The sequence below is a fragment of the Streptomyces sp. NPDC002577 genome (assembly GCF_053594815.1).
This window is the reverse complement of the sequence record NZ_JBSFWK010000036.1, coordinates 50,012-73,170: the sequence shown is the minus strand read 5'-3', so window position 1 is coordinate 73,170 and position 23,159 is coordinate 50,012. Positions and strand designations below refer to the sequence as shown.

Here is a 23,159-nt window from a genome sequence, read left to right as displayed (position 1 = left end):
GCCGCGGCACGCGGCCAGGTCAACCCTGGGCGGGTGCGGGCCGCTTGAACATCCGCGTCGCCGTGATCTCGCCGTGCACCGTCTCCCCCGCGGGTGCGTGATGCGGCAGTCCCGGCCTGAGGTGCTCCTCCACGCTGATGTACTTCAGCCCGGCCCGCAGGTCCGCGTCGTTGCGCAGCCGGATCACCAGCGGGAACTCGGCGAGTGCCGTGGTGTCGAACAGGCCCGTGGTGTAGAGCAGTTGCACACCGAGCGCGTCCGAAACGGCCCGCTGGAGTTCCAGCAGATACGTCGCGTTGGCGCGGCCGATCGGGTTGTCGAGGAACAGCGTGCCGGCGTGACGGTGCTTGTCACGGCCCCGGTCGTTCGAGCGGAGCGCGGCCATCGTGCAGTACAGGGCGATGGCGGCGGTGAGCAGCTGGCCGCCGGAGAACACGTCGCCCATCTGCCCGACCGGGACACGCTCCGCACGCAGCACGGCGTCCGGCTTGAGGATCTCGACGGCGACGCCCTTCGGCTGGATGGCGGCGCCGACGCCGCGCAGCAGCAGGGACATGCCGTCACGGCGCAGGTCGGAGTTCTTCCTCACCGCGGCGCGGGTGGCTTCGTCGATGACCTCGCCCAGCCGCTCGCTGAGCGTGGCCTGGTCCGGCTCGTCGAAGCGGATACGCAGGAACTCCTGGCCGGACCACTCGCCGAGGCCCTCCGGGAGGCGGGAAAGCCGCTGGGCGGAACGGAGGGTGGCGAGGGCGGACTCGACGAGGCCCCGGAGGCGGTCCACGATCGAGTCGCGGTTGCGCTCCAGCTGCTCCAGCTCGTCGCTGAGGACGCGGAGACGGGGGGCGAAGGCCTCGGCCCATTTCTGCGCGTGCTCCGGCAGGGCGGAGGCGGGCAGTTCGCGGATCTGCTGGCGCGCGGGCGTACGGACCTGTTCGTACCGCGTGGAGTTGGCGTGGCGTACGAGCACGTCGCTCGCCTCGCGTACGGCCGCATCCGCGGCGGACAGATCGGCGGCGCAGCCGCGCAGCGAGCGGCGGGCCTCGGCCGCTGCCTGCCGCGCCTCCTGCAGGTCCCCGGGGTACGGCTCCGGCTCCTCCGGGTCGTCACCCGAGTTCTCACGGAGCAGGTCGCGCAGCTGGGCGGCCGACTCGTCGAATCCTCCGGCGGCGTCCTCGGCGGCGCGATGGGCGGCGAGGAGTTCGGCGTGCGTGTCCCTGGCCTCGGTCAACGCATCGGTGCGGGACGCGAGTTCGGCGGTGGCGGTGCGCAGGAGAGCCTGGGCGTGCTCGGTGTCGGCGGGGACCAGGTCGTCGGGCAGCTCGGTGTGTGCCTCGCCGTCCTCGGGCGCGTGCCGCTCGGCCTCCGCCCGGAGCCTGCCGAGCTGCTCGCTGGCCGCGGAGGCGCGGGTCTCGAGAAGCTGGACCAGCTCTTCGGCGCGCGCGGCGGCGGCCTGCCGGGACGGCCCGTCGGAGCCGTCCGGGGACTCGAGGAGCTGGGCCGCACGCGTGCGCACCTTGTTGCTGAGCCGGTCGAGCTCGGCGAGGGCAGCGCTCTCGTCGCTCTCGGCGCGGGCCTGCTCGGCGCGCAGGTCGGCGCCGACGCCGACCTTCTCGTAGACCTGGGAGGCCGCGCGGTACGCCTCGCGCAGCGCGGGCAGCGACGCCCTGGGCGCTTTGCCGTTCCGGCCCGCACCGCCCGCGGACTCACCGCTTGCGGTGTCGTCGTCATCCACCACGTCGTCGGGCGCGCCGGCGATGTCGGCGCGCTCCGCGCGGAGGGCGCGAGCGGTGCGGCGGGCGTCGTCGGCGGCGCGCTGAGCTCCGCGGCGGTCCTCGTCGGCGGCGCGGGCACGCTCGAGGCAGACCTGGGCGCGAGCCTCCGACTCGACGGCCTCGTCGGCGAGTTCGCGCAGTCTGACCTGCCATCCCGCACGCTCGCGCAACCGGAACGCGAGCCCGGCGAGCGCATCGGCGGCGCGGCGCGCGCGCTGCGCGACGTCCTGCCGCTCGTCGCGCACCCGGGCCGCCTCGGCCGCGGCCTCGTCGGCCTCGGCCCTTGCGGTGCGCGCCTCGGCGAGCTCGGTCTCGGCCTCCTCGGCGAACACGTGTGCGTCGCGGGCGGCGGTGGCGAGTTCGGTGAGCCGGCCGGCGGGACAACCGGCCCGCCAGGAAGCGAGCCGCGCGGTGAGCTCGCGGTCCTTGGCGAGGCGGGCTGCGAGCTCTCGGATGTCCTCGTCACGCCGGCCTGCGCGGGCGCGCAGGGCCTCCCGCTCCTCGTCGGCGGCCTGCTCGTCGTGCATGGCCGGGTTCGGCGGTACGAGGAACACGTCGGTGTCGCCCGTCCCGGGGGCCGGGGTGGGTGCGAGCAGGGCCGCGGCGGTGCCCACGGCGACGGCGGAGCGCGGCAGCAGTGCGGCGCTGCTCAGCGTCTCGCGGGCCCGCGCGTGGGTGTCGGGGTCGGTGATGACGACGCCGTCGACGAGTTCGGGCCGGGCGGCCAGCACGCGTGCGTGGTCGGCGGGGTCGACGGCCTGGGCGAGGTAGCGCCAGCCGGGCAGTGCCGGGATGCCGTGCTCACCGAGGAACTCGACCGTGGCGAGTACGTCCGGCCCGGGCGGCAGCAGTCCGCCGTCACCGAGCGCGCCGAGAATCCGGGCGTCGTCGGCGGCGGCGGTGCGCAGCTCGAAGAGCTGCCGCTCGGCGGATGCGACCGCGTGGTCGAGCAGCCCGCGCAGTTCGTCGGCGCAGCGGTCGAGCTCCTCGGCGGTCAGCGGGGCTTCGGCCGCGGCCTGGGTTTCTTCCACTTCATGGGTTTCCGCCGCTTGCAAAGCAGCATGCTCCGCTTGCGAAGCGCCGTTCTCTGCGCTGCGGCCCACGGCACTGCCGGGTGCACCCGCATCGCGCTCGGCTGCCGAGCCGCCTTCGCCCGCGCGGGAGGAGCCGTCGGCGGTGCCCGTGCCCGGTTCCCGTCGGGGATGCGGCACCACGGTGGGGCGCGCCCCGGCGGGCAGGCCCAGCAGTTCCGCCAGCCGTTCCTCGCCCGCGAGGGACTCGGCGGTGCGGCGCTCCGCTTCGTACGCGCGCTCGGCGGCCGTCGCGGCGTCCGCCGCGCGCGCCGCGGTCAGTTCGGCGCGCGACTCGGCGGATGCGGCCTCGCGAGCATGCTCGGCGGCGCGGCGGGACGCCTCGCGCGCGGTGTCCCAGGAGGCGACGGCGGTCTTCTCGGCGTCGCTTGCGGCGAGTGCGGCGCGCGCCGGGTCGGCGTCCGGCGCGGTGTCGTCGAGCCACCCGGCCCGTACGGCCTCGGCGGTCTCCTGTTCGACCTCGGCGAGCCGCTGGCGCAGATGGCCGGCCTCGCTGCGGGCACGCTGTGCCTCGGTCGCGGCGGCCGTCGCGTCGCGATGCGCGGCCTCGCCGGCCTCCTGGAGGGCCGCGGACCGCTCCTCCTCCTCGTTCGCCAGGCGCTCCGCGTTCCCGGCGGCGCCGTGGAGGGCGCGTACGAGATCGGCGGCTGCCTTGGCGCGGGCGGCGAGCGCGGGGGCGGCGTCCCGCTCGGCCTCGCGGATGGCGGCGGCCACGCGCGCGGAGCGGTCGGCGGCCGCGCGGTGGCGCAGCACGGCCTCGGCCGCCTGCCAGGCGGAGTGCAGTGTGCGGGCGTCGGCGAGCTCACGCTTCTGCGCAGTGGCGGCCTTCTCCGCGCCCGCGAGCGCCAACGAGGCGTGCCGGTAGGCCAGTTCGGCGGCGATCAGCGCGCTCCGGCCGCGTGCCTGCTCGGCCTCGGTGACCGTGTGCGCGGCGGCGGTGACCCGCTGGGCGAGGTCGGCGGCGCGGCCACGCTGCTGGGCTGCACGTGCCGAGAGACGACGGGCGAGGGTGCGGGTGCGCCGCTCCGCGCCCGCGTGGATGCCACGCGCGCGTGCCCGCGCGTCGGCGGCCTCGACAATCCGGCCGAGGAGGTCTACCGATCCCGAGGTGAAGTCCCGCTCGGCGATGAGTTCGCCGCGCCGTCCCAGTTTGTTGCCGAAGCCGCTGACCAGGTCGGCGAGCCCGTCCGTGTCACGTGTGTCGGTGACGGCGCGCAGCAGCAGGTCGGTGAAGTCGGAGTCCTTCTTCACCGCGAACAGGCCCGCGGCCTCGCCCTCGTCGGCGTTCATCTCCCGCTGGTAGCGGAAGAGTTCGGGGTCGAGGCCCAGCTCGCCGAGGTGTTCGGTCCAGCGCTCGTGGATCTCCTCCCAGTGGACCTCCAGGTGCGGGTACGCCTTGCCCGCCTCGGTCAGGGCGTCCCGGAACCCCTTCATGGTGCGGCGCCGCCCCTGCGCGCCGGACGCTCCCTCGACGGGCGGCCGCACCGCCGTGGACTCGGCGACCGGCAGGTTGTCCAGGCTCAGTCCGGGGCCGGGCCGGAACGAGTACCAGGCCTCGGCGAACTTTCGCGGGTCGTTGGACACCTGCCGCCCGCGCCACTCGCTGACCTTGCCGACGACGACGCACTCGCCGGTCAGGGTGTGCTGCCATTCCAGCGCGACGTGGCCGCAGTCGTCTGCGAGCAGGAACTTGCGCAGCACGCCGGAGCTGGCGCCGCCGAGGGTGTTCCGGTGGCCCGGGAGCATCACCGAGAAGATCAGCTTCAGCAGTACGGACTTGCCGCCGCCGTTCTCCAGGAAGAGCACGCCGGCGGGCGCGGGCCGGCGCGGCGGTCCGACGGGCTCCTCCTCGAAGAACTCCACCTGGGTGGGTGCGGGGTGCGGCACGGGTTCGCCGACACCCCGCAGGTCCAGCACGGTGTCGGCGTAGCGCGCACCGGCAGGCCCGATGGAGTAGAGGCGGACCCGGGACAACTCGTACATTGCGGCGGACTCTCGTAGTCGTGAAAGAGGTCGTGAAGGTCGTGGAAGAGGTTCAGGCGGTCAGGAGTGGAACGGCAGGCCGGCGTCGGCCACCAGCTCCAGGTCGTCGGTGCCCTCGGGCGGCAGCAGGCTCGCCGTCCCGTCGCTCACCGGCACGATGCCGAGCTCAAGGAGTTCGGCCATGGCGGCGCCGCCGGCCATGTCTCTTACCTGCAGCTGGTAGCGGGCGGTCGTGCGGTACGTCCCTCCGGAGTCGTCCCCCGTGCGCTGCAGGAACCCCGAATCGGTGAGGAAGGCGACTGCCTTGCCGACGATGCCGGTGGTCGAGCCGGCGAGCCGGCGGGCGTCCTTGGTCGCGCCGGTCGCGCTGCGCCTCGCCCAGATCCGCCAGGCGGCCTCGAGTCCGGGCGCGTCGCTGGCCGGGTCGGTGTTCTCGCCCTGTTCGGCGGCCTGTTCCTCCAGGCGGCGGCAGGCCTGGCGGACGAACGCGTCGACGCCGTTGACCGTCACCCGGCCGATGTAGCCGTCGTCGGCGAGGTCCTCGGGGCGGGGGAACGCCATCGCGGCGACGGCCAGGTGAGCGAGGCCGTGCAAGAAGCGGTCGCCGGAGTCGGCCGACGCGCGGCGGGCGTAGTCGCCCATGCGGACGGCGAAGACGGAGTCCTCGGCGGCGGTCACCGCCATGCCCGCGCGCGGGGACACCTCGAGGACCACCAGCCCGAGCCCGGCGGCGACGGCGTCCGAGATCCGCGCGAACGGCGGGTCCTCGCGGTAACGGCGCAGCAGCTCCGCGTACTCCTGGTCGCGCGCCGGCTGCAGCTTGGGCTGCAGCCCGAAGGCGACGAGGCGTGCCGCGTCGGCGGCGTCGGCAGGGGTCACGGCGGCCTTGGCCCCCACCGGGGCCGCCCCGGATTCCGGCTCGCCCCACGCGGTCCCGTCTGCGTGGTCGTCGGTCACGGCTGGTGCTCCTTGCTGGGGTGGTGAGGTCGTACGGAAAGAGGGCGCTCGGCGAGGGAAGGTGTACCGGGCGCGAGCGCACGGCAGCGTGCTGCGGCCCAGGCGTGCGCCCGGCAGATGGTCCCGCGGCTCGGCTGTCCGGAGCGGGCAGCTGCCGCGCAACGGGCATGCCCCGTGGCACGAGCGCGCTCCGTCTCGCGGGGATGGCTCGCGATGCACGCGCGTACGGCGCCACGGGCCTGCGTGTCGCCGACGGTCGTCGCGTCGGCGGCGACGGTGGTCGGCGGCCGGACGAAGGTGTCCCGACCGGTTCGCGGCGGTGCGCTCGGCGCCGGCGGCACTACGCGGCCTCCGTCCGGTCGGCCGCCATGCCCGCGGCATCGAGCAGGGCCGTCCCGACTATCAGGTCGGCACCGCCGAACTCCAGGTCGTCGAGTTCGGTGCCGTCGTCCACGGCGAACAGCAGCTTCTCCTCGCCCTGGCGGTAGGCCGTGCCGACAGGTGGGCTGGCCGCGTGTACGGCGAGCAGCGCGACCAGATAGGGCAGATCGGGATCGCGCCTGCGCGCCTCGGCGAGCAGGCCCGAGAGCCGGCGCGGTGCGTCGGAGGGCAGGTCGAGCAGCTCCATGGCGCCTGCCAGCTGCTCGTCACTGAACCGGCTGTCGTCGGGCGTCGCGATCAGATCGGGCTCGGGCATCTCCGCGCCGAGGTGCTCCCGCTCCAGCGGCGGCGTCAGCAGTATGTCGACGAGGTCGGCGACCCGGACGGACACGGGCGTACGCAGGCCGGTCCCGCGGGCGAAGTAGGCGTCGGTCACGCGGAGCGCCTGCTCGAGAGGGAGCGGCAGCACGGGTGCGACGAGCTGGCCGTAGAGATCGAGACCCGCGCGCGCGGCCGGGGCGGCGAAGGCCTGCCGGTCCTGTTCGGCGCGGAACAGCGGCCCCGCCTCGAGGAGCCGGGACTGCAGCTGCGTGTGGCGGCGGATGCAGTCCTTGACGATGTCGACGAGCTCGGCGGCGCGGCGCTTCTGCTCGGGGTCCTCGGACTCGTCTCGTGCCTTGCGGATGTTCGTCAGGATCGCGTTCTCGTGACGGTAGCGGTCGGCTACGTGGTCGAGGGCCTCGGCGATCAGGTCGGGGACGGCGTTGAGCCAGTCGACCGCGCGCACGTTGCGCCGGGTGGCCTCGAGGGCCCTGCGGAGCGATTCCGAGTACTGCACGGTGCGGTAGCGGGCCTGTTCGGCGGCGAGCTGGGCGTCGGCGAGCCGGCCGCGGTTGATCAGCACCTCCAGCTTCACCTCGGCGGCGATCTGGGCGCTCGTGACATCGGTGTCGAGGGCTCCGACGAGGACGTTGACCGCCTCGTCGGTCGTGCGCAGGTACACAGCGCCGCCGTACCCCGGGACCTCCTCGATCAGCTTGAAGTCGTAGTCCCGGCGCACATAGGTGCCGTCGGGCGCGAACGTGCCGTACACGGCGCGGAAGCCGCGGTCGACGCTGCCGACGTTGATCAGGTTCTCCAGGACCCAGCGGGCGACGCGCTCGTGCTCGGCGGTGGGGCGCTGCGGGGCCTGTGCGGCGATGCGCGGGACGAGCCGGGCCACTATCTGCTCGTGGTCCGCGCCTGTGTCGAAGTCCATGTTCAGTGTGACGAGGTCGATGGCGGCGAGGGCCACCTCGGCCATGCCGTACACCGAGTACTCACCCGCCAGGTTGGCCTTGCGCGCGTCGAGGTCGTGCAGCGGCGCGGTGCAGGCGAGCGCGCGCAGCCGCCGCGCCAGACCCTCGTCGGCGGCCGGGCCCGGAGCGGGCCGCGGCCCCGCGCTGAGCTGGGGCGAAGCGAAGTCCGTCGATACTGGCAAAGTCACGGTGCACAGACTAGGTCCTCGGTCTGACAACGGCCCAAACGGCGCAGATACCGCCCAGGCCACGCGTGACACGTTCCGGCCGCCGCTTCGTCCGGGCCACACAACGGGCCTGCACACCACAAAGACCAAACCACGGCAAATCGTATGAACAATGGCAGCAGACGCAACTCACCCGATCTCGGGAATCGGGGGGCGACCTTGACCGATGCGCGGGTGGGGCGCGCCGCTCACCCGTCCGTCGGCGAGTCTTCATCCTCGCCCGCCCCCACTCGCTGTCCGTACACCTCGACGAGCCCCCGGCGCGAGTCGTCGAGGTACTCGGCGAGCAGGCGCTCCGCCTTGTCGCGGTCGCCCGCCTGGAGCGTCTCCAGGATCTGGCGGTTACGGGCAAGGTACGGCTCGTGCAGCCGGCGCGGGTCGTCCACCACGTGGAAAGCGAGGCGCAGTTCGGCGAAGACGCTGCGCATCACCTCGTCGGTGCGTTCGCTGCCGGCGAGGGCGACCAGTTCCCGGTGGAAGTGGATGTTGGCCGTCCCGACACCCTTCCAGTCGCGTTCACGTGCCGACCGCCGCCCGTCGGCGACGGCTTCGGCGACCGCGTCCAGCGCATACGGCGGCCTGCCCAGGCCGCGTACGACCGCGCACTCCACGAGTCGCCTGGTGCGGTAGATGTCCTCGACGTCTTCGACGGTGAGGACCCGGACGAAGACGCCGCGGTTGAGCTGGTGGACGAGCAGCCGCTCGTGGGTGAGCAGCCGGAAGGCCTCGCGCAACGTGTTGCGCGAGACGCCGAGCGCCCCGCCGATGCTGTCCTCGGACAGCCGTGTGCCGGGCCGGAAGTAGCCGTCGGCGATACGGCTCCTGAGGATGTCCGCCACGCGCTCCGCCGTGCTCGTACGGCCCAGCAGCGCACGGTCGTCGGCCAGTCCTGCCGACTCTCCGGCCGAAGGTCCGGGGCTCGCACCCCGCGAAGACACAGCACCCATGGCGGAATTCAACCTCAGACACAAGAACGAAACAACATGGGTATTGAGGGATCGTTCAACAATCCTCTACCTTGTCGAGCAGGACGCCGACCCGCACCGCTCCGGCGCCCACACCCGCTCTGCTCATCTCCCGTACGGCACATTCCCGTTCGCATGCACCCTTTGTCCCTTTCTGTGAGGTGCTCATGAGCACGACTCCTCCGACACAGGCCCTGACGACCGAGGACCGGCGGCCCGGCACGGACGAACTCTCCGGTGACAGCGGCGCTTTCGCCTGGCTGCGCGCCCTCGGGCCGCGCGGCCGCCGCGCCTTCGCGGGCGCGTTCGGCGGCTATGCGCTCGACTCCTACGACTACTTCACGCTGCCGCTGAGCATGGTGGCGCTCGCGGCATACTTCGGCCTCGACAGCGGGCAGACGGGGCTGATCACCACCGTCACGCTGGTCGTCTCGGCGGTCGGCGGCGCCCTCGCCGGTGTGGTCGCCGACCGGGTCGGCCGGGTCAAGGCCCTGATGGTCACGGTGATCACGTACGCCGTGTTCACCGTGGCCTGCGGCTTCGCGCCCAACTACGAGACGCTCCTGGTCTTCCGCGCCTTCCAGGGCCTCGGCTTCGGCGGCGAGTGGGCGGTCGGCGCCGTCCTGGTGGCCGAGTACGCGAGCGCCAGGCACCGCGGCCGTACGCTCGGCGCCATCCAGAGCTCCTGGGCCATCGGCTGGGGGCTCGCCGTGATCGTCTACACGCTGGTGTTCCAGTTCCTCGACGACGACGTGGCATGGCGCGTGATGTTCTGGACCGGCGCGCTGCCCGCGCTGCTCGTCGTCTACGTACGGCGCAGCGTGCACGACGCCCCCAAGGCGGCCGAGCGCCGGCAGAAGAGCGCGGAGAAGGGCTCGTTCACCGCGATCTTCAAGCGGGCGACGGCGAGCGAACCGGGCCTGCTGCGCACCACGTTCTTCGCCGTGCTGCTCTCCACCGGCGTCCAGGGCGGCTACTACACGCTGGCCACGTGGGTGCCCACCTACCTCAAGTCGGAACGCCACCTCTCGGTCGTCAACACCGGCGGCTATCTGACCTTCCTCATCTCCGGTGCCTTCCTCGGCTACCTCACCGGCGGCTACCTCACCGACAAACTCGGCCGAAAGCGGAACATCGCACTCTTCGCCTTCCTCTCCGCAGCCGCCGTCCTCGCCTACACCAACATCCCGAGCGGCGCGAACACACTGGTCCTCGTCCTCGGTTTCCCGCTCGGGTTCTGTATGTCGGCCATCTTCAGCGGTTTCGGCTCGTTCCTCAGCGAGCTCTACCCGGCGGCGGTGCGCGGCACGGGACAGGGCTTCACGTACAACACCGGCCGCGCGGTGGGCGCCGTCTTCCCCACCCTCGTCGGGTTCCTCGCCGACAGCTGGGGCGTGGGCGGTGCGCTCGTCTTCGGAGCGGTGGGCTACGGCCTCGCCGTCATCGCACTGTTCGGTCTGCCCGAGACCCGTGGACGGGAGCTGCAGTGAACCGTACGAAGGACCGCGCCGAAAGCCGTACGCAGGACCGCTCCGCAGAGCACGTCACTGCGCGCACGCGCGCGTGGAGCCCCAAAAAGGCCCGGGCCCACTTCCGTTCGGGTGCCTCGGGGCCGACCGCCGGCTGGTCCGCGGGGCATACCCAGGCGAATCTGATCTCGGTGCCCGCCGACTGGGCGTACGACATGCTGCTGTTCTGCCAGCGCAATCCCCAGCCCTGTCCGGTGCTGGACGTCACCGACGCCGGTTCCTGGAGCACACCGCTCGCGCGGGGGGCCGATCTGCGCACCGATCTGCCGCGGTACCGCGTGTGGGAGCACGGCGAACTCGTCGACGAGCCCACCGATGTCGTCGGACACTGGCGCGGCGACCTGGTGTCGTTCCTGATCGGCTGCAGCTTCACCTTCGAGTGGGCGCTGTCCGAGGCGGGGGTACCGATGCGCCATGTCGAACAGGGCCGCAACGTCCCCATGTACGTCACGGGCCGCCGCTGCCGCCCCGCGGGCCGGCTGCACGGTCCCATGGTGGTGTCGATGCGTCCCGTTCCGCCCGAGCATCTCCCGGCGGCGATCCGGGAGAGTTCCCTGATGCCCGCGGTGCACGGCAGCCCGGTGCACTGCGGCGATGCGGACGTGCTGGGCATCCAGGACCTGGCGCGACCCGACTTCGGCGATCCGGTGGACCTCGAACCGGGCGACATCCCGGTGTTCTGGGCGTGCGGGGTGACGCCGCAGGCGGCCGTGATGGCCTCCTGCCCGCCGTTCGCCATCACGCATGCACCTGGTCAGATGTTCATCACGGACGCCCGCGACGAGCAGTACCGGGTGCTCTGAACCGGCTCGTTCGAACAGCAAGAGGAAACAGGAGAAAAGAGACACATGGCCTCGGTCTCGATCGATCTGAACGCCGACCTCGGCGAGGGCTTCGGGCGCTGGCAGCTGACCGACGACGAACAGCTGCTGTCCGTCGTGACCAGCGCGAACGTCGCGTGCGGCTTCCACGCCGGGGACGCGGCCACCATGCGGCGCGTGTGCGTGACGGCGGCCGAACGCGGCGTACGGATCGGTGCCCAGGTGTCCTACCGCGACCTGGCGGGCTTCGGGCGGCGCGCGATGGACGTGCCGCCCGACGAGCTGGCCGCCGAAGTGGCGTACCAGATCGGCGCCCTGGAGGTATTCGCCCGCGCGGCGGGCACGCGCGTGTCGTATGTGAAGCCGCACGGCGCGCTCTACAACCGGGTCGTGCACGACGAGGACCAGGCGCGGGCCGTGGTCGACGGTGTGCTGCTGGCCGACGCCGCACTGCCCGTGCTCGGCCTGCCCGGATCGCGCCTCCTCGAGGCGGCGGAGAAGGCCGGACTGCCGGTCGTCACCGAGGCGTTCGGGGACCGTGCGTACACCGCCCAGGGCACGCTGGTGCCGCGCGGCCAGGACGGTGCCGTGGTCACGGATCCGCAGGCCGTCGTCGAGCGCTCGGTGAGTCTCGCACGGTCCGGGACCGTCACGTCCCACACGGGCGAGGAGATCGCGGTACGCGCGCGGTCGTTGTGTCTGCACGGGGACACCCCCGGCGCGGTGGGTCTCGCGCGGCGTGTGCGGGCCGAGCTGGAGGCGGCCGGCGTCCGCGTGGAGGCCTTCGCATGAGGGCGCTGCCGGTCGGCGACCGGGCCCTGCTCGTCGAGCTGGGCAGCGGCGCCGAGGCGCAGGCGCTCCATGCCGAGCTGCTGCGGCGCCGAGCCGCGGGCTCACTGTCCGTACGGGAGATCGTGCCCGCGGCCCGCACGGTGCTGCTCGACGGGCTCGACGACCCGGGCCGGCTGGCCGCGCAGCTCACGGCCTGGGACATCCCGCCCCTTGTCGCGCGCACGGACGACGCGATCGAACTGCCCGTGCGCTACGACGGTCCCGATCTCGCGGACGTGGCGGCGCTGTGGGGCGTCGAGGAACAGGAGGTCGGCCGGATTCACGCGGCTGCGGAGTTCCGCGTCGCGTTCTGCGGGTTCGCGCCCGGCTTCGGTTATCTGACGGGACTGCCCGAGCGCTACGACGTGCCTCGCAGGGCCACGCCCCGTACGGCGGTTCCGGCCGGTGCCGTCGCGCTCGCGGGCCCGTACACGGGCGTGTACCCGCGCTCCTCGCCTGGCGGCTGGCAGCTGATCGGCACGACGGACGCCGTACTGTGGGACCACGCGCGCGTGCCTGCCGCGCTGCTCGCTCCCGGTGCCCGGGTGCGCTTCGTACCGGAGGGGCCGCAGTGACCGACCGTGCCGTCGCCGTCGTCCGGGCCGGTGCGCTGACCACCGTCCAGGACCGGGGCCGCCACGGCCACGCACACCTCGGCGTGCCCCGCTCCGGTGCGCTCGATGCTCCCGCCGCCGCCCTCGTCAACCGGCTCGTGGGCAATCCACCGGACGCCGCGGTCCTGGAGACGACCCTCAACGGCTGTGCTGTACGGCCCCGTTGCGATGTCGAGGTGGCAGTGGGCGGCGCCCCCTGCCCGGTGACCGTCGACGGCCGGCCGGTGCCCTGGAGTGCTCCGGTCCGGGTCCCGGCAGGGGCGGTGCTGGACGTCGGAGCGGCGGTCTCGGGCGTACGCAGTTATGTGGCGTTCGCCGGAGGGGTGGCCGTGGAGCCGGTCCTTGGGAGCCGGTCGACGGATCTGCTGTCGGGTCTTGGCCCGGCGCCGCTCGCCGACGGAACCGTGCTGCCCTTGGGAAGACCCACCGCGGCACGCATGCGTGCGGATGTCGCTCCGCAGCCGGGGCCCCCGCGCGAACTCGTGTTGCGGGTGACGCTCGGCCCCCGCCACGGCTGGTTCACCGATGCGGCCCTGCGCACGCTGACCACGCGCGCGTACCGCGTGTCATCGGCGAGCAACCGCATCGGGCTGCGCACCGACGGTCCGCCGCTTCAGCGGGCGGTGGACGGTGAACTGCCCAGTGAGGGCATGGTGCTGGGCGCGGTACAGGTGCCCCCGGACGGCAGACCGGTCGTCTTCCTCGCCGACCACCCGACCACGGGCGGGTACCCGGTGATCGCGGTGGTGCGGGAAACCGACCTCGCGGCCGCAGCCCAGGCGACACCGGGGACTCCGGTACGGTTCGTGGCGGTCCGCAGGCGCTGAGCCTCCCTCGCTCGTTCCGCCGCACGTAATCGGTCCTCCCCCACGGCCGACTCCCCTCGGCTGACTCCGAGGATGCTCACGCGGCATCCGCCGTCTCTGCGGCCGAGAGCGCCGCCAGCGCGGCCGCCACCGCGTGCGAGGCCCGCAGATCCAGCCGCGCACTGGTGCCCTTCGCCCGGTGCCGCACCTCGTCCGCGGCCAGCCGGAGGAGCTGCGGCAGCAGATCGGTGCACCGGCGCGCCACCCAGCCGGTCCCCGCGGTGGCCAGCCACAGCAGGCTGGCGGACCGTGTGGGCGGCGGAAGCTGGGGCTCGACCGACGGCTGACGGCCCGCTGCGATCCCGTCCGCGGCGAGCAGCGTGTGGAAGCGCGCGGCGAGCACCCGGTGACCACGCTCACCGGGATGCAGCCGGTCCGCGCTCCACATCGCGCGGTCGGTGATCCAGTCTCCTTCGGCGGCGTGCAGATGGACGGCCCCGTAGCGCTCCGACAGCGCGTGCACGACCGTGTTCACGGCCCGCTGGCGGCGGGCGAGCGGACGGGCCAGCACGCCGGGCAGGCCGAGCATCGCCCCGGGGTCCGGCAGGCAGGCGGTGAGCAGCACCGCTTTCTGCGCCGCGAAGGCCGCGTAGACCTGGTCGAGGCGCGCGGCCACGGCCTGGATGTCGAAGGTGCAGCGGAGCGTGTCGTTGACGCCGACCACGACGGACACGATGTCGGGCCGCAGGGCGAGTGCGGCCGGGGTCTGCCGCTCGAGGACGTCCAGGGTCTGGGCGCCGCTGACCGCGAAGTTGCGGAACTCCGCCGGGGCTTCGTCGGGGGCGAGTCCGTCGGCGAGCAGCGCGGCCCAGCCGCGCCACCCGTCCCCCACCCGGTCGCCCACTCCTTCGGTGAGCGAGTCCCCGAGCGCGGCGAAGCGGACCGGCTTCATGCCACGCCTCCCACGCGCTCACCGGCCCGCGGCACCCGCACCGGTGCGTCGTGCGCCGTGAGGAAGGCCCGGACCGCGATGTCCCACCCGAAGCACTCGGCACGCGCGCGTGCCGCTTCGCGGCGCTCGGTCTCCGGACGCTCCAGGAGGTGCTGCACGGCGTCCGCGAAGGATGCTCCCGTGTCCGCTGCCGTGGCTCCGGCGGCGCCGACGATCTCCGGGAGTGCGGACGTCGCGCTGGCCACGACCGGGGTGCCGCAGGCCATCGCTTCCAGTGCCGCGAGCCCGAACGTCTCGGCGGGCCCGGGTGCCAGGCACACGTCGGCGGAGGCCTGGAGTGCCCCGAGGGCCGTGCGGTCGCCGACATGGCCCAGGAACGTCACGGGCAACCGGCGCTCACGGGCGCGCTGTTCGAGCCGGGCGCGCAGCGGGCCTTCACCGGCCACGACGAGCACCGCCCGCTGTCCCCTGCCGAGCAGCACCTCCAGCGCGTCCAGCGCCGTGCCCGGCCGCTTCTCGACAGACAGACGCGAGCACATCACGAGCAGCGCCTCCCCCACGCGCGCGTGCCGCTCGCGCAACTGCGGGTCCAGCAGCCCGGGATGGCAGCGTTCCAGATCCACGCCGAGCGGTGCGCGCACGACGTTGCGTGCGCCGATGCGTACGAACTCGCGCTCCGCCCACTCCGTGGTGCACACGACACGCGTGTACGCGCGCGCGGTACGGAGGTTGAGGGCGTCGGCGGCCCGCCGCGCCGCTCCCTCCGACAGTCCCCAGGTACGCAGGACGCCGTGCGCCGTCTCGTGGGAGACCATCACGGCGGGGACGCGGGCGCGGCGCGCCCACTCGCCCGTCCACCGCAGGGTCGTACGGTCGGAGACCTCGAGCCGGTCCGGGGCGAGCTGTTCGAGGAGCCGGGTGAGTCGCCGGCGGTCGGTGATCACCCGGTAGCCGCCGGTGCCGGGCAGCAGCGGTCCCGGCACGGTGATGACGCGGCCCTGGTCGGTGTCGCGGTCGTCGGTCCGGTCGCCGGGCACGATCAGCACGGGCTCGTGGCCGGCCGCTGCGTAGCCGGTGCCCAGCTCGCGCAGTGCCGTCCGCAGCCCGCCCGACGAGGGCGCGACGAAGTTCGCCAGGCGCACGATGCGCAGGGGCGATGCCGAGGCCGTCATGCCGCCACCGCCGTCCGCGCCCGGAGCACCTCGGTGTAGTGATCGATGAGCTGGTCGCCGACGGCAGCCCAGGTGCGGCCCTCGACGGTGGCCCGGCCTGCGGCCCCGTACGCCGCACGCCGAGCGGAGTCGGCGGCGAGGGACGACACCGCGTCACGCACGGCATCCTCGTCGCGCGGGGGCACGAGCAGACCCGTCCGCCCGTGGTCGACGAGGTCGAGCGGTCCGCCGGCCGCGGGGGCGATGACGGGGACACCGCTCGCCATGGCCTCCTGCACGGTCTGGCAGAACGTTTCATACGGTCCGGTGTGCGCGAAGACGTCCAGCGAGGCAAAGATCCGCGCCAGCTCGTCGCCCGTGCGGCGGCCGAGGAAGACGGCGTTCGGCATGGCCTCGCGCAGCGTGCTCTCGCTCGGGCCGTCACCGACGACGACCACCTTGACCCCGTCGAGGCGGGCGGCTCCGGCGAGCAGCTCGACCTGCTTCTCGGGGGCGAGCCGTCCCACGTATCCCACGATCAGTTCGCCGCCGGGGGCGAGCTCCCTGCGTATGGCCTCGTCGCGCAGCGACGGCCGGAAGCGGTCGGTGTCCACACCGCGGGCCCACAGCCGCACGCGGGGGATTCCGTGCTCCTCGAGGTCGCGCAGGGCGGCCGTGGAGGGCGCGAGGGTGCGGTCGGCCGCGGCGTGGACGCTGCGTATGCGCCGCCAGGCGGCGGCCTCGCCTGCGCCCATGTAGGTGCGCGCGTATCCGGCCAGATCCGTCTGGTAGACGGCGACGGCGGGGATCCCCAGGCGCGCGGCGGCGGCCATCCCGCGCACCCCCAGCACGAAGGGGCTCGCCAGATGGACGACGTCGGCCCGGTGCGAGATCAGTGCCGCTGCCACCCTGCGGCTCGGCAGCGCCACCCTGACCTGCGGATAGCCAGGGAGCGGAAGGGACGGTACCCGGATGACGGGGCACGGCGCGGAGGCGTCGGGCCCGGTGCCGGCCCCGGAGGCGGGGGCGACGACGATCGGGTCATGACCGCGTGCGGCCAGGTGCCGGGCGGTCTGCAGGGCGCAGTGGGACACGCCGTTGATGTCGGGCGGGAAGGACTCGGTGACGATGACGACACGCATACCCGTGTTGTCCACGTGCGGGACGTGGCCACGTCAACGTGGATCTTTCCTGCCGGGAAACGTCGAATGAGAGTTCGCCTCGAGGTGCCCCCAGACGGGCTGAATTTCAGCCCGTCCCGCGATCGGCCGCTACACGGCCGATGCGTCGGGCCCGATCCTGCTGCGCACCGCGGTCTGTACCTCGGCCTCCTCGGCCGGGTCGGCGGCGAGCCTTCTGAGCTGTTCCACGACGCGCACGTCGCCGGTCTCGGCGTGCCGCGCGGCCAGTTCGCGGGTGGATTCCTCGCAGTCCCACAGGCACTCGACGGCGAAGCCCGCGGCGAAGGAGGGATCGGTGGCGGCCAGGGCGCGGGCGGCGCGGCCGCGGAGATGGGAGGAGGCGGTTTCGCGGTAGATGTGCCGCAGCACGGGGGCGGCGCAGACGATGCCGAGCCGTCCGGTCCCGTCGACGAGGGTGCCCAGCGCCGCGTCGTCCGGGCCGTCGCCGCGCACCGTCTCCCGCAGCGCGGCCAGGACGAGGTGGCTGTCCCCCGTACCGCCCCGGCAGGCGAGCATCCGCCCGGCGGCCGCGCCGAGGATGTCGGGGCGGCCCGCCCAGCGCCTGGCCCGTTCCACCGCGGCGACGCTGCGCATCCGTTCGAAGGCATCGACGGCCGCGTCCACCACGAGCCGCGACGGGCTGTCCACGGCGGCCTCGATCAGGTCGAGCGCCGCGGGATCCTGGGCGGCGGCCAGATAGCGCAGTGCGGTGCAGCGTGCCCCGTCGTTGCCGCTGCGCGCGGCCTCGACGATCGCCGGCCGGTCGTCGGGGCCTGCGACGGCGGTGAGGCAGCGCGCGGCCGGGACGTGGAGGGCCGCGCCGCGCTCGATACCCTGCTGGGCCCAGTCGAAGACCGCCTGGACACTCCATCCCGGACGCGGCCCGGTCGGGGTGAGCTGCCGCTGCCAGCGGTCGAACGAGCCCTTCTCCCCTGCCGCCCGCACCCGGGCGGCGATCCCTTCCCGCGGGTCGTCGGCCCACAGCCGCCAGGGGCGCGGTTCGAAGGCGTCCCGGACCGCGGCGGCCAGTTCGGCGTCCCCCTCGGGGGTCGACGGGAAGCGGGCGAGGACGGGCACGGCCAGGCCGCGCAGCCCGGCGTCGTCGTCGCGCAGAGCGAGCTCGTCCAGCGCCCAGGCCCAGCTGGTGCCGTACGCCGCGTACCGCCGCAGCAGTTCGAGCGCGTCGCGCCTGCCGTAGGAGGCGAGGTGGCCGAGCACCGCGAGGGCGAGCCCGGTGCGGGACTCGTCCGTCTCGAGGACGTCGTCCGGGGCGAAGAGATGCCGCTCGATCTCGTCGAGCTCCCCGCGGAGGTCGAGGAAGAGTCGCGCGTAGTAGAGCGAGCGGTTCTCCACCTGCCAGTCGTGGCGGGGGTCGTGCAGCACGCAGTGGTTCAGCGCCGCGAGCGCCTCGGTTCGCGGTGCGGTGAGTGCGTGCAGTGTGCCGTCGCCGCGGCCCCGCTGGAGCAGGCCGAGCAGCGTACCGCTGGGCGCTATGACCGGATCGAACATGGAAAGAGCCTCACATCAAGCGTCGACGCAACCGGGGATACCGCACTACCTGGCCGCGCGACAACACGTCGGGGCGCCCGCCGTCTCTTGCTTGCTGTAGACCATTTTCCTCTGCCTCTCGTCGGTGGCCCGCCGGGAGCGGACCGCTACGGTCCGCGCGGTGCGGCAACACCTGCCCAGTCGTCGCGTCCGTGAACCACGTCGTCATGATGACCCAGCGGTTCTGTCCGTCGCGACCACATTTCCGACCGCTCAGTGCGCCCCGAACGCTTCCGTCTCGCGACTCAGTGCGCCCCGAAGAGTTCGAGCAGGTCGGTCTTGCCGAACATCCGGGCCGTGTCGACCGCCGACGGTGTGCCCGCGGAAGGGTCGGCGCCGCCGTCGAGCAGTGCCCGGATCACGGCCGCCTCGCCCTTGAAGACGGCGCCCGCAAGCGGTGTCTGCCCTCGGTCGTTGGCCCGGTTCGGCTCGGCGCCGCGCTCGAGCAGGGCGCGGACCGCGTCCGCGTGGCCGTGGTAGGCGGCGAGCATCACGAGTGAGTCGCCCTTGTCGTTGGTGAGGTTCGCCGGGACGCCCGCGTCGACGTATGCGGCGAGCGACTCCGTCCGGCCCTGGCGCGCCAGATCGAAGATCCTGGTCGCCAGCTCCACGACCTCCGGGTCGGGGGCTTCGGTCATCGGCTCGGACCACCTTTCGACTGCGTGTGCGTTGTCGGCGTGCACGGTGTGTGATGACGTGTGTACGCACGCTGCGAGAGTGCGCATTCCGGGCGCGCGAGGAGGCGCAGCCGAGCACCCGTACGGATGAATCGCCAGCGTACTGCCCGCGCGGGCACATGACCGGCCCGGGCGGAGGCAAAGATCATCGCGAGGCCACCCGCATCCCGAAGCCCGCCAGGTGACCGAGCGGGACCCTGCCAGTCGATGGAAAACAGCGTAATTTCACCCAGTTGCACCTTTTATCGTATAGATACATCCTGTGAGCCTGGAAGTACTCATGGTGACTGACCTGACTGTCCCCACTGACCAGGAGACCTCTCATGATTCTCTCCATCTCGGGCGTCGTACTGCTCGGCACCGTCGTCGTCCTCTTCTGCCGCAAGGACGGGCTCAAGGGCAGGCACGCGGTCGTCTGCGGGCTCTTCGGCTTCTACATGTCCAGCACGGCAGTCGCCCCCAGCATCAAGGCCGGTGGTGCGAGCCTGGCGAGCCTGCTGGGCGGGATCAATTTCTGACGCTCCCGCCCGGTACGCACCCCCTCGAACGCACCCCCAGGAGACAGACGTGTCCCGGCGTGTACTCCCCCACATGCTGAGCAACGGCGGCACCCGGTCCGCCCGAGGCCGGGAACTGGCGCGGTCGGCGGCCCACGCGGCCGGCGACGTCCTCCACCCGCTGCTCACGATCACCCGTGGGCTGCACCGGCTGGCCGCCGCCGGGCTGCGCAAGTGGGCTGCGGCCCCGAAGGACCGGCGCGGGCCGCTGCTGTTCCTGGTGAGCTCCCTGCTGCTCGTCGTCGCCCTGGTCCCCTACGGTCCGCTGCTGACGGGCGTCGTACTGCTGGCGGCCGCTGCCTGGGCAGGCCGGGACAGTGCGACCAGGTCCGCGAGCAGCCCGGGCGCACCACAGCTGAAGCGGCTCACCTCGCTCTACGAAGCGCTCGTCCCGTACTTCTCGGTGCCCGAGGACCCGAGCCCGCTGTACGCGCACGGCGGCGAGTGGGACAAGGCCTTCGGTTCCCACGAGTTCGACGAGGCAGGCCGCATCTCCCGCCTCGAGATCCGCTACCCCGCGTACTTCACGGACGGCGAGGCCGAGTCCCGCGAGCGGATCGAGCACCTGGTGCACGCCAAGTCGGGCCGGGGCCGCGAGTACCGCTTCGACTGGGACGAGGAGGGCAACCAGCTGACCGTGTCGGTCCTGTCGGCGCTGCCCACCCACATCGCGGCCCAGCGCTTCGTCACGACGCCGGGTGAGACGGTGCTCGGCTTCACCGACCCGACGGGGGTTCCGCGGACGCTGCCCGTGGCGGACGGCGGCGGACGGCGCGACGTGCCGCCGGTCGTCTGGCGCACCGGCATCCGCTCCACCGAGCCGCATCTGCTGGCCGTCGGCCAGCCCGGCAGCGGCACGACGACCCTGCTGCGCTCGATCGCCTTGCAGGCCCTGCAACACGACGGCGACGTGCTGATCGTGGAGGGCAGTGGCACCGGCGAGTACGCCTGTCTGACGGGACGGCGCGGAGTCCTGGCCGTCGAGTGCGGGCTCGCCGGGGCGTCCGGGGCCCTGGAGTGGGCGGCACACGAGACGGAGAGGCGCCTGATCGCCGCGAACCGGGCGCGCCAGGCGGGTCAGCCGGCACCGGCCGACACCAAGCGCCCGCTGTGGGTCCTCCTCGACCGGCCGAGCATCCTGGGGCACCTTGCGGCTGCGGACGGCCGCAGGGATCCGCAGAACCTGCTCCAGGTGCCCCTGCGGCACGGCCGGGCGGCCAACGTGACCGTCGTGGTCGCGGACCAGTTCGACAGTCTCGACGCCCTGAGCGACGCGGTACGCCAGCACACGCGCGCGCGGGTCGTCCTCGGCCCCGCCACGCCGGAGCAGATCGAGGGCGTTCTCGGGGTGCCTCCGCACACCACCCCCACGAAGGACATGGCCCCCGGCCGGGGCTACGCCCGACTGGGCGCGGGCCCGGTGCACCGGCTGCAGGTCCCGGCCACACCGGACCCGTACGACGACGCGACCAGCGAGTCCCACCGCACGGCGGTGATGGAGCTGCTGCCGCAGCGTCTCGGAGCGGCCGCGGACCGGACGGACGAGGCGGGCGCGGCTGTCCCCGTAGCGGCTGGCGGAGGGCTGGAGCCCGTCGGAGCGGGGGCTGTCGCAGACCCCTTCGCGCCGCCCCTCGTGGAGACGGCTGCCCGAGAGCGCCTGGGCGAAGCCGTGCCCATCGGGGCAGCGGCCTCTGCCGCACGGCCGGACGAGGCAACGGTCGACGCGCGCGTGCCTGTCGCCGCCGCAGCGGCCACCGGCATCTCGGCCGCGGAGAGGGCGGCCGAGGATGCCGGATCCGTCGCGGTGGCAGCAGCCCAGGGTCGCGCCGTGGAAGCGGTCGCCGCGAGTCCGGGGGCCCGCGGGTCACGGGTCGGCGCGTCACCGGCGGCCAAGTCGCCGGTGTTGGGGCCGGTGGCCGGAGCACCTTCGGGGGCACCGGCAGCCCAGTCGCCTTCGGGGTCATCGGCCACCGGCTCGCCCGTGTCCGCGTCCAATGTCTCCCAGCCGGTATCCCGCGAACCTGTCAGCGGTTCCGCGGTCGCCGATTCGGCAGTCGCCGGTGCACATGTCGCAGGGGCGTCGGGGGCGGAGCGCTGAGGAACCCGGCGCTCAGGCGACGAACGTCCGCGGCGCCTCCGTCCCGGTCGTCGCGCCGCTCTCGACCAGGCGCGCCGCGGCCGCGAGCCGTGTGGCGGCCTCGTCGGCGACGGCGCCGCCGACGGTGAACGGCAGCCGTACGTACCCCTCGAAGGCGCCGTCGACCCCGAAGCGGGGGCCGGAGGGGACGCGCACGCCCACCCGCTCGCCCACTTCGGCGAGACGCGACCCTGACAGGCCGCCCGCGCGCACCCACAGCGTGAGCCCGCCGGACGGGATCTCGAAGTCCCAGTCGGGCAGTTCGCGCCGCAGGGCTGCGACCAGGGCGTCTCGGTTGTCCCGGGCCTGGCCGCGGCGGAGGTCGACGGCCTCCTGCCAGCCGCCGGTGCTCAGCAGCCAGTTGACGGCAAGCTGTTCAAGGACGGGGGTGCCCAGGTCCGCGTAGGCGCGCGCCGCCACCAGACTGCGGATCACATCGGGCGCGGCCCGAACCCAGCCGATACGCAGGCCGGCCCAGAACGCCTTGCTCGCCGAGCCGACCGTGATCACCGTCGAGCCCGCGGGATCGAACGCGCAGACGGGACGCGGCATCTCGAGGCCGGGGTCCAGGTGGAGCTCGCTCATGGTCTCGTCGGCGACAAGCACGGTGCCCGCCGCGCGGGCGGCGTCGACGAGCCGGCGCCGCTGGTCCTCGTCGGCCAGAGCTCCCGTCGGATTGTGGAAGTCGGCGACGACATAGGCGAGCCGGGGCGCGGCATCGCGGAACACCTGGCGCCAGCGGTCCATGTCCCAGCCGGCGAGCTCTTCGGCCATGGCGACGGGAACGAGCCGCGCGCCAGCCTCCCGCATCAACTGCAGGATGTTGGCGTAGCTGGGCGACTCCACGGCGATGCGCTCGCCTCGGCCCGCGAAGAGATGGCAGATCGCGTCGATCGCTCCCATCGCGCCGGTGGTCACCATGATCTGTTCAGGCATGGTCGGTATGCCGCGCGCGGTGTACCGGTCGGCGATCATCTCGCGCAGGGCGGGCAGGCCCGCCGGGTAGTCGCCGTGCGTGTGCGCGTATGGCGGCAGCTCCTCCAGTGCGCCCTGGACGGCGCGGGTGAGCCAGGGCTCGGGGGCGGGCAGCGCGGCGCAGCCGAGGTCGATCATGGAGCCGAGGGCCTCGGGCGGCAGGGGCTCGAGACCGCGCGCGGGCAGCGGGTTCCCGGCCGGTACGGCGGTCCAGCTGCCCGCTCCCCTGCGGGACTCCAGGAACCCTTCGTTGCGCAGCTCCTCGTAGGCCGCGGCCACCGTGGTGCGACTGACGGACAACGCGAGGGCCAGCTCGCGCTCGGCGGGCAGGCGCGCGGCCACCGGAACGCGCCCTTCGAGGACGAGCACCCGGATGCCGTCGGCGAGCGCACGGTACGCCGGTGGCCGGCGGGTGCCGGGACCCGCGGGGCGGTCCTGCTGGGAGGTGATCAGCCGGGCGAGCTGCACCGCGCCCACCGCCGAGGTCCAGTGCGCCATGATTTCCAGTCCACCTTCCCCGAATTGGCCATGGATGGCGTGCATTGCCAAGCCACAGAGTGTCACAGACCAGTCCACTACTACCACCAGGGGGGCATCTCTTGTCCACGCCGTCCGCACGCGCGAGCTCCGAGAGCCCTGAGAGGCCCGAGAGCGCCGAGAAGCACGAGGAGTCCGAGGAGTCAGAGCCCACCGGCCCTGCGCCGGC

Annotated in this window: 16 protein-coding genes and 1 pseudogene; 7 read left to right on the top strand and 10 right to left on the bottom strand. The window is 73.4% G+C overall.

What is annotated here, in order from left to right; translation table 11 throughout:
* Positions 1–19 precede the first annotated feature (19 nt).
* The 4 genes from ACWD4J_RS32515 to ACWD4J_RS32500 all read right to left on the bottom strand — a co-directional run bounded on the left by ACWD4J_RS32515 (position 20) and on the right by ACWD4J_RS32500 (position 8,656).
* Entirely contained in the window at positions 20–4,846 is a 4,827-nt protein-coding gene (locus ACWD4J_RS32515; RefSeq protein ID WP_451399054.1) for a hypothetical protein, read from the bottom strand.
* Between the two features lie 60 nt (positions 4,847–4,906).
* Complete coding sequence (locus ACWD4J_RS32510; protein ID WP_451399075.1) at positions 4,907–5,743, bottom strand: hypothetical protein; 837 nt, start codon at positions 5,741–5,743, stop codon at positions 4,907–4,909.
* 400 nt (positions 5,744–6,143) lie between these two features.
* Positions 6,144–7,670, bottom strand: coding sequence for a hypothetical protein (locus ACWD4J_RS32505; RefSeq protein WP_451399053.1), 1,527 nt, complete (start codon positions 7,668–7,670; stop codon positions 6,144–6,146).
* 227 nt (positions 7,671–7,897) lie between these two features.
* Positions 7,898–8,656, bottom strand: coding sequence for a GntR family transcriptional regulator (locus ACWD4J_RS32500; RefSeq protein ID WP_451399052.1), 759 nt, complete (start codon positions 8,654–8,656; stop codon positions 7,898–7,900).
* 185 nt (positions 8,657–8,841) lie between these two features.
* On the opposite strand from ACWD4J_RS32500, the gene ACWD4J_RS32495 reads away from it, so the two are divergent.
* Genes ACWD4J_RS32495 through ACWD4J_RS32475 form a run of 5 tightly spaced genes read left to right on the top strand, consistent with a single transcriptional unit; the run spans position 8,842 to position 13,296 of the window.
* Positions 8,842–10,164 (top strand): MFS transporter, encoded by a 1,323-nt coding sequence (locus ACWD4J_RS32495; RefSeq protein WP_451399051.1) that lies wholly within the window; start codon positions 8,842–8,844, stop codon positions 10,162–10,164.
* Entirely contained in the window at positions 10,161–11,006 is an 846-nt protein-coding gene (locus tag ACWD4J_RS32490; RefSeq protein WP_451399050.1) for a putative hydro-lyase, read from the top strand. Before ACWD4J_RS32495 ends, ACWD4J_RS32490 begins: the two co-directional genes overlap by 4 nt.
* Before the next feature lie 45 nt (positions 11,007–11,051).
* Positions 11,052–11,816: a LamB/YcsF family protein gene (locus ACWD4J_RS32485; RefSeq protein ID WP_451399049.1), complete on the top strand. Its 765-nt coding sequence runs from the start codon at positions 11,052–11,054 to the stop codon at positions 11,814–11,816.
* Positions 11,813–12,430, top strand: a complete 618-nt coding sequence (locus ACWD4J_RS32480) for a 5-oxoprolinase subunit B family protein (protein ID WP_451399048.1) — start codon at positions 11,813–11,815, stop codon at positions 12,428–12,430. Before ACWD4J_RS32485 ends, ACWD4J_RS32480 begins: the two co-directional genes overlap by 4 nt.
* Complete coding sequence (locus ACWD4J_RS32475; RefSeq protein ID WP_451399047.1) at positions 12,427–13,296, top strand: 5-oxoprolinase subunit C family protein; 870 nt, start codon at positions 12,427–12,429, stop codon at positions 13,294–13,296. The genes ACWD4J_RS32480 and ACWD4J_RS32475 overlap by 4 nt, the downstream gene beginning before the upstream one ends.
* 76 nt (positions 13,297–13,372) lie before the next feature.
* Here the strand turns inward: ACWD4J_RS32475 and ACWD4J_RS32470 are convergent, their stop codons facing one another.
* From ACWD4J_RS32470 to ACWD4J_RS32450, 5 genes are all read right to left on the bottom strand, one after another.
* Entirely contained in the window at positions 13,373–14,227 is an 855-nt protein-coding gene (locus tag ACWD4J_RS32470) for an SGNH/GDSL hydrolase family protein (RefSeq protein WP_451399046.1), read from the bottom strand.
* Positions 14,224–15,399 carry a glycosyltransferase gene (locus ACWD4J_RS32465; RefSeq protein WP_451399045.1) on the bottom strand — a complete coding sequence of 392 codons (1,176 nt, stop codon included), beginning with the start codon at positions 15,397–15,399 and terminating at the stop codon, positions 14,224–14,226. The genes ACWD4J_RS32470 and ACWD4J_RS32465 overlap by 4 nt, the downstream gene beginning before the upstream one ends.
* On the bottom strand, positions 15,396–16,520 hold the full coding sequence (locus tag ACWD4J_RS32460; protein ID WP_451399044.1) for a glycosyltransferase family 4 protein: 1,125 nt from the start codon (positions 16,518–16,520) through the stop codon (positions 15,396–15,398). Before ACWD4J_RS32460 ends, ACWD4J_RS32465 begins: the two co-directional genes overlap by 4 nt.
* 129 nt (positions 16,521–16,649) lie before the next feature.
* Positions 16,650–18,068, bottom strand: coding sequence for a HEAT repeat domain-containing protein (locus tag ACWD4J_RS32455; RefSeq protein ID WP_451399043.1), 1,419 nt, complete (start codon positions 18,066–18,068; stop codon positions 16,650–16,652).
* Between the two features lie 284 nt (positions 18,069–18,352).
* Complete coding sequence (locus ACWD4J_RS32450; protein ID WP_451399042.1) at positions 18,353–18,745, bottom strand: ankyrin repeat domain-containing protein; 393 nt, start codon at positions 18,743–18,745, stop codon at positions 18,353–18,355.
* Positions 18,746–19,107: 362 nt separating this feature from the next.
* Here ACWD4J_RS32450 and ACWD4J_RS32445 point away from each other — a divergent pair, with 362 nt between their 5' ends.
* Positions 19,108–19,302: a hypothetical protein gene (locus ACWD4J_RS32445; protein WP_451399041.1), complete on the top strand. Its 195-nt coding sequence runs from the start codon at positions 19,108–19,110 to the stop codon at positions 19,300–19,302.
* Between the two features lie 49 nt (positions 19,303–19,351).
* A pseudogene (locus tag ACWD4J_RS32440) lies at positions 19,352–20,881 on the top strand (ATP-binding protein); the annotation flags it as partial.
* Between the two features lie 570 nt (positions 20,882–21,451).
* Here ACWD4J_RS32440 and ACWD4J_RS32435 read toward each other — a convergent pair.
* Positions 21,452–22,951, bottom strand: coding sequence for an SCO1417 family MocR-like transcription factor (locus tag ACWD4J_RS32435; protein ID WP_451399040.1), 1,500 nt, complete (start codon positions 22,949–22,951; stop codon positions 21,452–21,454).
* Between the last annotated feature and the right edge of the window lie 208 nt (positions 22,952–23,159).